The sequence below is a fragment of the Marinomonas primoryensis genome (assembly GCF_013372285.1).
GTDB classification, from domain to species: domain Bacteria; phylum Pseudomonadota; class Gammaproteobacteria; order Pseudomonadales; family Marinomonadaceae; genus Marinomonas; species Marinomonas primoryensis.
The window spans coordinates 1,187,248-1,200,801 of record NZ_CP054301.1 but is presented as its reverse complement, the minus strand read 5'-3'; the positions used below and the strand labels follow the sequence as shown (position 1 = coordinate 1,200,801).

Here is a 13,554-nt window from a genome sequence, read left to right as displayed (position 1 = left end):
GACTAGACCTCTGCGGTTTTAGTTATTTTAAGATCGTCAGATTGAGGCTGATTTTCGACATTTAATATATGCCATTCAAGCAACGATGGAATACTTAGAACAGCGCCAATAGGAATACTTATATAAAGCCAAAATGCCGAAATATTAAGCATGGCAACATTCTGATTTTTTACTCTTACCGCGATATCCCAGCCATACCATATTAATACACCAAAAAAAATGAGCACAATAACAGTCACGGCTCGCTTAACCCATAAACCAATAACATCAGGTAATACTTCCACAAAAAAAGTAATGCTGATCATACTTCCACGACTGAATACACAGCCCATAGAAATATAAACCATCCATACCATCATCACCCGAGCTGAAATCTCAGACCAAGCAGACGGTGCCCCAAAAACAAAACGGGTGATGACTTGATAAAACACTAATAAAGCCATAAGTCCCATAAGCACCGCAGAAACATTTAAAGCAGAATTATTAAGGAATCGACTAAATTTAATAATGACTTTTGCCATTTTTATATCCTCAAGTAAAAAGACTGATACTTGCGTATCAGCCTTCTTAACCTATTATTTCATGCTTTTGATTTCAGTTAGTTTCTCTGTGAAACCCATTTCTTTAGCAATCTTATTACGCACATTTTCAGTGGCTTTTACAAAAGGAGCGATATCCACTTTATGGATAGTCATGCCTTTTTGAGTCAGCTGATCCGATGCTTCATTTTCAAGTTTTTCACGAGACTGACGCATCACTTTAGCCGCAACATCGGCCGCTTGCTGAACCCATTTTTGCTCCTTAGCATTAAGTCCATCCCAATACCCCTGAGACATAGCAATAACCGCCGGGCTATAAAGATGCTGAGTCATAGAAGCTTGTTTTTGAACTTCATAGAGCTTTGATGTCACCGCAAGGTTAATCGGGTTTTCTTGCCCGTCAATGGTTCCTTGCTGAAGTGCCGTAAACACTTCCGTCCAAGACATTGGAATTGGAGAAGCTCCTAACGCATTGAATGTCGCTAAATGCACCCAGTTCTCCATTGTTCTGATCTTTTTGCCTTTAAGGTCTTCAGGCTTTAGGATCGGATCACCATTATAAGTAAGCTGACGAAATCCATTTTCGCCCCAAGCTAAACCTTTAATTTGATGCTCAGACATACCTTTAAGAATGTCTTTCCCTATATGACTGTCCAGTACGCGATGCGCATGATCATAACTTTCGAATACATAAGGAAAATCAAATAGATAAACATCTTTATCAAAATTCCCTAAAGGTCCCGTTGAAGAAATGGTCATTTCAATAATGCCCAATTGTAAACTTTCAACCACTTCACGCTCGCCACCTAGAGTGCCTGCTGGTTTCAAATCGACTTCAATTTTATGATCACTTAATTTCTCCAACTCTGCCTTAAAAGCATTACCCGCCGCACCATATTGCGAATCCATCGTCTGAGTAAAAGCAAGGTTAATGCTTTTTGCTTCTAGAGCCAGCGGAGCAAGAGCGAATGTTGTTAAAGCAACACATTGAATTATTTTTGTCTTTATTTTATTCATTGAATTTTCCTTTATTTCACATTTTTATTTATGGTGTTTTTACTTACGTAATCAGTTGAATACTGTGAGCCAGTTCATCTTTATTAAAAACTTTCTTCCAATCTGGGTAGAGTAATTTACCAAGTCCGTTATCAATTGCTTTATTACAAGCATCAGAAAACTGGCCGTCGATTTCATCAAAAATTACCGCTGACAGTATGTTCATATGACCCAGTAGGAAATCTCGAGCGCAATCGTATGGAACACCACCATCAACCACTTCATCCATGGCTTGACGCATCGCAGTTAACAAGGTCGCACAGACAGTTTCAGACAAACCAGGCTCTAACATCGCCATTTGGTGCAAAGTAACACGGTAGGAGTTTTTGATCGGTGCATAGATGGTTTTTGCAATATCTTCCCCAAGTTCCCATGCAGAATCTGGACCTTGCAATAAAGTAGAGACCACACTTTGCTTAGCATGCAGCCCACCAAAATGGTCATTTAACGCATCTTGATTAAGCTCTTTATTAAAGATGACTGGATGGCAAGGATGTGTCACAAAATAAACAAGATCATCACGCTTAGGAAGGTGACCCGCAAACGGTGCTGCGGCATCAAGAACCACAACCATAGTGCCTGGCTTCAAATGCTCACAAACTTGACTACTGATTTTTCCAATAAGAGTATCCGGCACAGCCAAAATAACCGCATCCGACGCTTCTAAAGCGGATTTTTGCTGGTCAGGACCAATCGCATCAATGTTAAGCTGCTCTTTTAGGTTCTTACGACCTTGCTCGCTTATTTCAACATGATTGACTTTATAATCTGAATTTTGCAGATTTTTAGACAAACGCATGCCCATTTTTCCGCCAGCACCGATTAAAGATATAGTTGTCATACTTACTCCACTGTTATTATTTTGCTTTATGAGAAAAATACGATAATGCCTGCGATAACTCAGGATGAGTCGCGGCATAATCATATATATTTTGATCTGCGATACATGAATCCCAAGCTTGCTTGATGGCTTTTACTCCACCTTGCGCCCCTAGTGGATGGCCATGAATACCGCCACCGCCGAGATACATTAATTCTGTCGATTTGCCTGTTCGGCTGTAAGTTTCTGGCACCTGCCCTCCCCATTGACCGGAGCAAAAGACAGGTAATGTTGAAGATAAGTGGCCAAGGGGCTGAGTCATGGCATGATAAGCCTCCATCACAGAATCATTACCCTGCCAATACTTCCCATCAATACCATTAATTTGAAGATGATCTATGCCTAATAGACGCCAGACTTTTTGCCAAACATTGAAAGAAATCCCCCAATCGCTGCGCTCATTAAAAGCCAACCCATTAGTATGAGCATGCAAAATAACGTCACTAAACTTATTAATTGAATCTAAGCCGCAAATACCGATTTGATTGACGTTTATAACAGCGGCATCGCCGCCTTTGCTTTTTAAATACTCATGATTACGTTCAATTTCACCAATATCTGAATGGCAAATATTAAAGGCATAAATGACTTTCTTACCGCTTTTCTGCTGCCAATCATCAATAACAGGCATAATCGCGTCGATGCGATCTTTTACATGCGAGTAAGGCGGACTTTGTAGCTTCTCATCGTCTTTAATGAAATCGATGTCAGCAGCCACCAGCTGTGCAACCAGTTTTGCACTGTCTGCTGGCGTGATACCAATATTCGGCTTTAAGATCCCACCTATCACGGGCCCTTCTGACATTCCCAGCTTGCGATAAGTACCTTCAATACCAAATTTTGGACCTTGAAATTGAGCAACAAATTGATCAGTGAATTGAATGTCTTCTATTTTTAAACGCTCGATCACTTTAATCGAAGAGACTCCACCACAAGCAATAGTGAAAATAGCCGACAAATCGTAACCGCATAAATCAATAGGATAAGAAATAACCAAGCGGCCACGATATTGCTTTAATGTAGAAACATAGGTCTCTTCTACTGAAATAATTTCAGCCGAAAAGCATCCTACATTACCGCTTGAAATATCAGGAATTTTTGTAAAAGTTCCCGTGGTTTGATCGTTGCAAATTTTCTCAGCGACATGAGCCAAACTGATGAAACTGTGAATTAAGTACGCAACCTCAAATCTGTCCATCATTTATTCCTCACCTGAGCGTAATTGCACAAAGAAATCTTCAGGCCCCATTTGCCCACCTTTAAGGGCCACCTCTAACCCGTCTATGTCACAGTCTTGAGCATGAGCTCGGCATAGAGGAACACCAGGGCAAAGTGGTGCAATAAACGTCAACGCATCTACGTTTAAACTTTGAATACAGTAACCGGAGGTATCGCCACCTGCGACGGCAAGCCGATCAATCAAACCTGTTTTGGTAACGGCTAAAGCAATGGCCCCGAGGAAACTACCAAGCATTTCATCAAAATGTAGATCCCCGTCTTGAGAAGTGATCGTTGAACCATCTTTCTGAGGACCCAAAGCGGAATACACCAAAGGCGATTTATTGCTACTAAGTAAATCAATACAGGTTTGAACGATCTCATCTAAATATTGGGACCTGCTTTCAAGTATCAATAATCTGGCAATATCAAGTTCAACGGGAATAAAACCATGGCTCAAGGCATAGTCAATTTGACTACTTGTAATAGAAGAACAACTACCGGACAGCGCTAATATCTTAGGCTTGGATTGGATTTTGATATTATCAACAAGATCATTCTGGCTATAAACAGCATCCTCAAAACCAGATGAAGAAACGGAAAAATGAAGGCCCTCTTGGCAACGCCCATTAATCAACGCCCCAACTTTGGCTTGAGAAGAATGGTCAACAGAATCAAAGATAACCACTTTTTTCTCATTGATAAATTGCTGTAATTTAGTCGCTGCAGAGCCGTCGGAGTACATACTCAAATTAACGGAGGCACAATCAACCTCACCCAACTGCTGCATATGCTTAACTAGATTCGCTTCCGTCATTGGCGTTGCTGGATGGCAACTCATTACAGGGTGACGGTCTATGCGATAAGTCTCGCCTTTTGAATCTGCAAACAACTCACCAAAACAAACATAGCGCTTAATTTTCGGAGTCCCCACCACAATAGAAGTCCAGCGAGGAGACAAAACATCAATGCCAATTTGAGTCGCAACGGCTAAGTTGCCTTTATGAAGGTTAGAATCAAAAGTAGAACAGACTTTATAATGGATATACTTAGGATCGAAAGAATTTAGAAAATGATATACTTTCGGTAATTCAGCTCTCATCCACTCAGGATCTTTGCTTCTGCTTATCCCTGCCACTCCAATACAGTCGTAAACAGAAAAATCAATCGCATCATTTTTCTCTGGCACACGGAGCAATAGAATCGTTTTCTTGCCACGTAAGCTTAGACTTTCAAGTACATCAGTGGAGCCAGTGAAATCGTCTCCGTAAAATACCAATTCTACTGTTGAGTTCAAAACCAATTCCTTATTCTTATTTTTTGACAATTCCACTAAGAGATAAAGAACAAACCTTAAGCGCATTGTCATGTTATGATTTAAAATACTCAAAAAGACAACTCAATTCAATCATTATTTTGATTATTTAACTTCAAAAAAACAAAAATAAATCAAAACGATCTTTTTTTAATCAGAAAATGTACACGAAATATGCATAAATAATATAGAAAAACTCACTACAGCAATGCAATAAGGCTCTAAATACCATCAAAAAATAGCAAGAAAGCTCAAATACGAATGGGCTTAGAGAAAAGAAAAGAAAAGAAAAGAAAAGAAAAGAAAAGAGAAACAATTCGAGATGATACTAGAAAATGTGTAGAAATGATTTCAAATCCTCAAAATAAACTCATGTATTTTACGAGAAAAAGAAACACCTCTTACAGCATATAGTTGAAATACGACTCACCAAAAGACAATAGAATGACATGGGTATCATCATTACACGACGACCCCATGTCGTAAGTTATTATTTCCCCCAGTTTTCTATCGCCTCGACAAAATGACTCAAAAATAAGTTAGTCTGATATGCATCCAAGGCTCGATGATCGATACTAAGAGACACATAACATTTTGGTCGAATGACTATTATGTCTTCACCATTCACCTCTTCTACCACAGCTCTTTTTTCAAGTTTTCCGATACCCAAAATAGCAACCTGAGGCTGGTTGATAATAATTGGTGTAGCAAATAGGCTACCGCTCACGCCATGATTTGAGATGGTAAATGTGCCATCTCTCATGTCTGCGGCAGCCAGTTTACCTTGTCTGGCTTTATCGGTTTGTTGTTGAAGAGCTGATGCGATGTCAAACAAGTTCTTCTCTTGAACCTGTTTAACAACCGGTACAATCAGTCCATCATCGCCTAACGCTGTGCCGACACCTATGTTGATGTCTTCAAATATTTCTAAACAATCATCATGAAAACGCGAATTAACGACAGGAACTTTTTGCATGGCCTTAGCACTGGCGGCCAAGAAATAAGCGGTAAAAGTCAGCTTTGCACCCGCTTCTTCAAATCCCATTTTGCACATTTTCCTATGCTCTATAATGCGCCCCATATCCATTTCGAAGACGCTAGTAACATGAGGAGAAGTATGAAGTAAACTGTCCACCATATGCTTCGCAATTTTCTTACGCATGGAAGAATGAGAAACCAGCTTACTTTTTAGACCATGCGATTTTTCTACTGGCATAGAAGCATTTGAATTGCTTTGCCCCTTACCTGCTTGGGTATCAATAAAAGCTAGAATATCGTCACGAGTAACACGTCCGCCTTTCCCCGTACCGTTAATTGAGGTCACATCCAGATCATACTTTCTGAGTAACTTTCTAACTGCGGGTCCGATTAAATGGCATTTTGAACCATCGCTAGCAGCATCACATTTGCTAAAATTCGCCACTGATTCATTTTGCGAAGAGTCGTCAAAAACGAGTGAGGGAGATTTCTCTAAGATCGGTTGTGCAGCACAATTCAAGTAACCAAGAATAGTCTTCTCATCAACATTGTCACCCGATGCAGCCAAGATCCTCTCAATCGAACCATCACTTTCAGCACACACTTCCATCGACACTTTGTCAGTTTCCAGCTCCAATATTGGGTCGCCTTTACGAACCTTATCGCCCTCTCCTACCAGCCAAGTAGAAAGTATCGCTGCCGTTCCTTCTAATGCTCCAACCGGAAGCGTAATAGTCATTGATTCGTTCATCATTTCCCCCCTCACACTTCGATCAATTTTGTCATGGCGAGAGCAATGCTTTGCTCATTCGGCACGGCTTTTTCTAACAACAAAAAATTGTGGGGGTTAGGAATATCGGGCATGGTCAATCGTTGGATCGGCGCATCAAGACTAAAGAACAACTCATCAGCCAAGGTCGCAGCGATTTCAGCCCCAAACCCAGCGGTTTTATTATCTTCATGAACAATCAGACAACGTCCTGTTTTCTCAACAGAGGCAAGTATCGCTTCTTTGTCCCATGGCTGAATTGTCCTGAGATCAATCACCTCTATGCCCATATCAAGCTTATTGGCTGCATTTTCACAACGCTCTACCATCGCCCCCCAACAAACAACGGTTAATGCCGTCCCTGTCAGAATCGTCTTAGCTTTGCCGAATGGAATGACATAATCGTCACCAGGGTAAGGCCTACGGGACCAACTATTATCCAATAGGAATCGATGTTCAAAAAAGATGGTTGGATTATTATCCCGAAGTGCGTAACGAAGTAAGCCAACGGCATCTTCTGCATTGGAAGGCATAGCAAGTTGCCAGCCAACTTTATGTGCCCACTCAACTTCATCACTCATGGAATGCCATGGGTCGCCTCTGCGAGCAAATCCTCCAGGAATTCTGACAACCATAGGCGCAGCAAATTGGTTATTGGTTCGCCAGCGCATAATACCGGTATCTGAAAGCTGCTCTGCAGCCGGCTCGGCGTACTTGCGAAACTGTATTTCTGGCACTGGCATTAATCCACTCAGTGCCATGCCCACAGAACGACCGATAATACCTTCCTCAGATAAACTGGTATCAAATACCCTGTTGCTACCAAATTTTTCATTCAACCCAAGCGTTGCACCATGAACACCGCCTTTTGGCCCAACGTCTTCGCCAAATACAATGACTTTAGGGTTTGTTTCCAACTCATAATCGAGTGTCTTACGGATCGCTGTCAGCATATTGAGTCGTGAACCCTCAGGTTTAGACTGATCATTCTGAGCTGGAAATACATGGCCACTCGCTGCCAAACCGCCCCTAAGTTGAACATGGTTCTTTTCAGCGTAAACAAAACGTGTCAGGTTTTCTGGATCTGGTTGCTTGCGTTGTTTTGCTTTATCGACCGCATTTCGAATATTTTGGTCACACTCGTCTTCTAACGTTTGCCATTCATCCAAGCTCATTAAGCCATTTTTTACTAGATAGTTTTTTAGCTTAGGAAGCGGATCTCTTGATTGTTCATCTGCAATAAAGTCAGCCGCTTTATACGTTTGAGTATCTTGAAAGGTGTGACCACATAAACGAGGGACTTTTAGTCTTAGCAAACAAGTACCCTGCCCAGACCGCACATAGTCCACCGCCTCTTTTATTAACACTGGAGTCAATTGAGGGTCGGTCCCGTCTCCATCAATAATTTTTAGATTCTTATACGCTTTGAGATTAGCAACTTGGTCACCACCAGGAGTCTGCACTTCCTGAGGAACTGAAATGCCATAACCGTTATCTTCAATGTAAAACAAATGCGGTAAATCATTGGTCGTCGAGATGTTCAAAGCGGCCCAAAAACCATTCGTAGACATGGACGAATCACCACCCATAGAAACGGCTATCGCGCCTGAGTAGTTAAGGTCTTTTAATTGGTTTTTATGATAAAGAATCGATTGTGCCCAACCCGATATGGGTGAGTACTGTGCCCCGACACCACCACACATAGGAAACAGCATAGCGCCTTTTCTTTCAATATTAGGATAGTTGCATACTACGCCGATGTCTCGGCCGTCGCTGTACCCTCCTTCCTTGGCCATTGGCGAGGCAACCACGTCATCCAAGCTAATACCAAGGCTCATGACAAAGGGCCTGGATCGATAATAGCCACTTGCTGCATCGTGAGGATGAGTCAACAGAGAGCCGAGTAGAATCTGGGCAAAATCATGCCCTCGAGCAGAAAACTGGTTAAAGACTAATTTTTCAGGCACCAGTTCTTTTTCTTCTATTTCATCCAACGCGCGAGATAGAAGCATCAATTGGCTGACGTTAAGCCAGTCAAACTCAAGCTTTTGGCTTATGAAATTCGTGACGTGATTCTTTTCTTCTAGCAATTGATTCATAGAAATACACCATTTTTTAGCTGCTTTTCAGCTTTATTTTTATAAGTATGATGTTATTAATATTATCTAGGATTGGCCGAAATTATCTTTCTTAATTGCCGACTCTTTGACAGACTAAGCAATATAGTTTCTTCAAATAACAAAAAATGGAAACACTTTCATGCTTGATAAATTTGACATCAGTATTCTTTCAGCCCTACAAAAAGACGGCCGCCTAAGTAATCGAGACTTAGCGGAGAAGATCGGCCTTTCAACTGCACCTTGTTGGCGACGCTTAAAACGTCTAGAGGACGAAGACTATATAAGAGGCTACACCGCTGAGTTGAACGCAAAGAAAGTGAACTTAAATGTCATTGCCTTTGCACAAGTGTCAATGGATAACCACCATCCGGGAACGCTGATGCCTTTCCTTTCTATTGTGCAAGGATGTCCTGAGATACAAGAATGCCATTCCGTCAGTGGGGATTGTGACTATTTACTAAAGATCATAACCAGAGACCTTGATAGCTATGATGAACTTTTGAGCAAAAAACTGTTGCAGGCGAAAGGGGTTCGCTCCGTCAATACGATGTTTTCAATGAGGCAACCTAAAATAACGAGGGAATTCCCTTTAAGTGAATTCCCTCTCAGCGATTTTTCTTAGTATCAAAAAAAAAACGCAATGAGAGGTATAAATTACGGCTCTCATTGCGTTGCTTGCTATGCAAATACCCGCTTTTCTGACTCTTTAATGACACATTTGTTTTCAGGTAAATACTTTTGCATCGCGCGCATTAGTGTCCGATGTTGCAAAATCGCGATGCATTCTTTTTCACTTAAATGAGCAAGCAAACTATTAATGCTACCACTGTTCATAATTTGCCACTCGGCACAGATCCAAGCACGGCAAAACTCTTTATTCGACTCATCTGCCGGCATTTGTGCAAGGTGCCAATAGAACAATGAAGCATCAGACATCAGACGCGTTAACGATGGTAAAGCCGTGTCAAAACGTGGCTGAGCAAGGTCGGTACTATAACGATATTGCAGTACCACAATAGGATGAGGGCGCTTTTCTTCAGGTGCACGCAGCAGACCAACATAGCGAATCACGTTGCCGCGTTTTCTGCCGCCACTCAACCAAGACAATGGAATCGACAGCACTAAGCCAAAGCTAATCGGCAAAGACCAATAAAACAACTGTGGACTTAAGAAAAGCGCGCCACCGGCCAGAGCAACACCAAATGCCGTATGACTAAAATGCGCACGCGCAGCGACTCCCCATGACGTAGCACCATCGTCACGAGATTGAGGTTTCCAGCCACTGTCTTTGCCTTTAAACACACCATAAACCACTTGAAACTGTGCGAGCATCAGAATGGGTGCGTACAAAGCTGATAACAGTGTTTCTACCAGAATACTCAAGGTCAATAAAATGGGGCCGCCAAATTGCAAACAACGACGAATATTCAGCATCGCCGCTAACCAACCATACACTTTAGGTGCCAACACCAGCGCCATCGACAAGATGAACAAAGACCGCGCTTTCTCAAAATCAAACACAGGCCATGTTGGAAACAAAGACGGATTAGCAAAATACTCAGGACGCACAAAGTACGCCTGTATGGCGAGCGCGAAGCCGACGACGATTAACATCAGCCAAAAAACCGCACTCAGGTAAGACATAATGCCGGATAAAAGATGCAAGCGCGTGGCAAAATGAAAGCCTTTGGCAAACACAAACGTCTTGTGCTGTAGGTTCCCCTGACACCAGCGACGGTCTCTTACAATCACATCCACCAGCGACGGTGGCGCTTCTTCGTAAGACGCCGTTAAATCGGTATCAAAACGCACTCCCCAACCGGCTCGACGTAACAACGCCGCTTCCATAAAGTCATGACTCATGACATGACCACCAAAAGGCGCTTTGCCCGCCAATACAGGTAAACCACAGGCGTCTGCAAATGCCTTGGTTCGGATGATGGCGTTGTGTCCCCAAAAATTCGATGAACCACCGTGCCACGCAGCCAATCCAGACGCATAAATAGGACCAAAACAATGATTCGCAAATTGCTGAATACGACTGTACAAAGTATCGGCGCGAATAATAGTTGGTAAGGTTTGAATCAAACCAAGGCTAGCATCAGCACTCATGCGGCGAGTCAGTGAGATCAGACACTCTGCGCCCATTAAACTGTCGGCATCCAGTACAATCATGCACTCGTAATCATTGCCGAAGTGCGTTACCCATTCGGCAATATTGCCCGCTTTGCGTTCCGCATTGTCATAACGGCGACGGTAAAAAATAGGACAGACAGCTGAGTCGTCATTTAACAGTGAATGAAAGGCTTGCTCTTCGGCAACCCAAGCATCGGCTTTGTTAGTGTCACTAAGAATAAAAAAAGCAAACTTGCCTGACGCTTGCTTCACAATGTCTTCGTGCATGGCTTGAATATTGGCTCGAATACGTGATGGATCTTCATTATAAACAGGCAATAAAATTGCTGTCACGCCCTCTACATTTTGCTCTTTACGGCGACCCGAAAAAGGCCACAACTGGTAAAGCAAACCAAGCGTGGCTTGTGAAAAGGCGAAAGAAATCCATGTGAAGTTGATGCAAAAAAGAACCAAAAACAACCACTGCAATCCTGCAATCGCATTCGTACTCAGCACACTGTACATTTCAGTGGCACCGTACCAAGACAAGCCAATCGTACATATCAAAACAAATAATCGCGCCAAAAACGTGACGATATCATGTGATGAAAATTTGGCTTTTCGAGCATGAGACGCTTCATTTACCGCATGCCTAGGCATGTCCAATGGCGAAATAGTGGGTAACGCACGCTTTGCATCAACCTCCTTATTAAACATTATTTACTCCTTCATCCAGCGATACAGCCAAGTCGGTGCGATAGCCACTTCGTCTTGTTTTAGCTGAACTCTCAATTCAGCTAAATCTGCGTCTTGTGGATCGAAAGTGACGTAAACACGTACGCCATTATTGTGTGGGTTTTTCACAATCAAGGCTTCGAGTATTTTACCCTGACTGATACTGGCATCAACGGTCAGATCTTCGACACTAACGTCCGGCATTTTATTGAAATCAATCACCACTTCAGGGCTATCGGTAAACAACTTCACCCCTTTAGCACTGCGCACAATACGCGGTAAATCCATCGAAACTGGTGTGTTATTCGACCAGGTCATTAAATATTGATAGGTGTAAGACTGGTCTTTTTTAAAGCCTTCTTTTGGTTGCCAGAAAGCCACAATATTGTCGTTTGTCTCTGAATCTGAAGGGATTTCCACCAGTTCAACATGACCCTGCCCCCAATCATTCAAAGGCTTAATCCAAGCGGAAGGGCGAGTATGATAATTGGCTTCTAAATCTTGATAATCTTCAAAGTTGCGGTGACGCTGAATCAAACCAAAACCTTTTGGATAATCATCGCTAAACGCACTCACTTCTAAGGTTTTTGGGTTGTTCAAAGGGCGCCAAATCATTTCATCTTTGCCAGTGAGAATCTGTAATCCATCAGAGTCATGAACCGCGGGGCGATAATCAGGGAAGTCGGATGCATCCAGCGAGCTGTTATGCATAAACATAGAGGTTAGTGGCGCGATACCAACGTGTTTCAAATCAACTCTTGGAAACAATGTCGCCTTAACGTCAATGCGAGTAGGCTTACCTGGGTAAATACCAAATCGGTACGCGCCAGCCACACTTTTACTGTCTAATAATGCATGAACAACAATGGCGTCTTGACTAGAAGAAGGACGTTCAATCCAAAATTGTTTGAACATCGGAAACTCTTCTCCTTTCGGCTGTGCCACATTCACCGCAAGACCACGAGCTGACAAACCATACGACTGGCCCTTCGACACCGCTCGGAAGTAACTCGCGCCTTGAAAAACAACAAACTCATCATTATGGTCTGCTCTATTAATCGGATAATGCAGACGTAATCCAGCGTACTTACCCACTTGTGAGATTAACTCACTGATTTCTTGATTCGGCGTCGTAAAGGAGTCTGCAGAGACTTTGAGTGGGAACGCACGACCATTTTCAACCACATCAATGGTCACTAAGTCTTTGAATAAAAAGCCAGGCGCAAACAATTGCACGGAGAATTTTGTCGGCGTATTGCCCCAAACTGCTTGGTTCTGCTGAAAGTTGATCTTCCTATACATGGAATAATCCATATCGATCAAGGCTTTTGGTGCTTTTTCCACTGGTTGCATTGGTGACTGCGCCAGTTTTTTTGCTAGATCAATCACCGTCTGAGGAGAGAATGCGTACCCTTTTAATGTGGAATCTTGCTGGCCTGATTGAGACTCTTCAGACTTTAGCACTTGATCTTGCTGAACACTCTCAGAGACAACGACAGCTTCTGACGCATGGCCATAACTTATTGCGTTAATTAATAATGATATCAACACAGACCCTTTAAACAGTAAAAATGACTGTGAACGAAAATGTGATACAGAAATAAGGAATGACTTCAAAAAAACTCTCTCTTGGCTCGATTAGTCTTAGCTGAATTTTCAACTTAAGAATGACGTCATGATTTGATTATCTATCATATAGCCAATCACAAACGAGATTAAGGCAAGGAAGTTGGAGGAATGCACAAATATTAAGGAGAGATTGTATTGAAAGAAATCCCTCATTACTTCTTAGTATTCACCCCGTTTTCTCGACCTATCGTATGTCATAA

10 protein-coding genes are annotated in these 13,554 nt (G+C 42.3%); 1 reads left to right on the top strand and 9 read right to left on the bottom strand.

From position 1 onward, the window contains the following. Positions 1-2: 2 nt before the first annotated feature. The 7 genes from MP3633_RS05515 to MP3633_RS05485 form a co-directional block, all read right to left on the bottom strand. Entirely contained in the window at positions 3-521 is a 519-nt protein-coding gene (locus MP3633_RS05515) for a TRAP transporter small permease (protein ID WP_176334784.1), read from the bottom strand. Between the two features lie 54 nt (positions 522-575). Then, positions 576-1,556: a DctP family TRAP transporter solute-binding subunit gene (locus MP3633_RS05510; protein ID WP_176334783.1), complete on the bottom strand. Its 981-nt coding sequence runs from the start codon at positions 1,554-1,556 to the stop codon at positions 576-578. A 43-nt stretch (positions 1,557-1,599) separates the two neighbouring features. Further along, positions 1,600-2,436, bottom strand: a complete 837-nt coding sequence (locus MP3633_RS05505; protein ID WP_176334782.1) for a phosphogluconate dehydrogenase C-terminal domain-containing protein — start codon at positions 2,434-2,436, stop codon at positions 1,600-1,602. 16 nt (positions 2,437-2,452) lie between these two features. Further along, positions 2,453-3,676: a ribulose-bisphosphate carboxylase large subunit family protein gene (locus MP3633_RS05500; RefSeq protein WP_176334781.1), complete on the bottom strand. Its 1,224-nt coding sequence runs from the start codon at positions 3,674-3,676 to the stop codon at positions 2,453-2,455. Then, positions 3,677-4,990: a four-carbon acid sugar kinase family protein gene (locus tag MP3633_RS05495; protein ID WP_176334780.1), complete on the bottom strand. Its 1,314-nt coding sequence runs from the start codon at positions 4,988-4,990 to the stop codon at positions 3,677-3,679. It abuts the gene before it with no gap. A gap of 508 nt (positions 4,991-5,498) precedes the next feature. Continuing rightward, positions 5,499-6,740 (bottom strand): dihydrolipoamide acetyltransferase family protein, encoded by a 1,242-nt coding sequence (locus MP3633_RS05490; protein WP_244959867.1) that lies wholly within the window; start codon positions 6,738-6,740, stop codon positions 5,499-5,501. An 8-nt stretch (positions 6,741-6,748) separates the two neighbouring features. Then, entirely contained in the window at positions 6,749-8,854 is a 2,106-nt protein-coding gene (locus MP3633_RS05485; protein ID WP_176334779.1) for an alpha-ketoacid dehydrogenase subunit alpha/beta, read from the bottom strand. 160 nt (positions 8,855-9,014) lie between these two features. Here MP3633_RS05485 and MP3633_RS05480 point away from each other — a divergent pair, with 160 nt between their 5' ends. Further along, positions 9,015-9,497 carry an Lrp/AsnC family transcriptional regulator gene (locus MP3633_RS05480; RefSeq protein ID WP_176334778.1) on the top strand — a complete coding sequence of 161 codons (483 nt, stop codon included), beginning with the start codon at positions 9,015-9,017 and terminating at the stop codon, positions 9,495-9,497. 56 nt (positions 9,498-9,553) lie between these two features. Here MP3633_RS05480 and mdoH read toward each other — a convergent pair whose 3' ends face one another. Both mdoH and MP3633_RS05470 read right to left on the bottom strand, forming a co-directional pair. Then, a complete protein-coding gene (gene mdoH / locus MP3633_RS05475; protein ID WP_176334777.1) occupies positions 9,554-11,707 on the bottom strand; it encodes a glucans biosynthesis glucosyltransferase MdoH in 2,154 nt (717 codons plus the stop codon). Between the two features lie 3 nt (positions 11,708-11,710). Beyond that, complete coding sequence (locus tag MP3633_RS05470) at positions 11,711-13,273, bottom strand: glucan biosynthesis protein G (protein WP_425324752.1); 1,563 nt, start codon at positions 13,271-13,273, stop codon at positions 11,711-11,713. Positions 13,274-13,554: the final 281 nt, after the last annotated feature.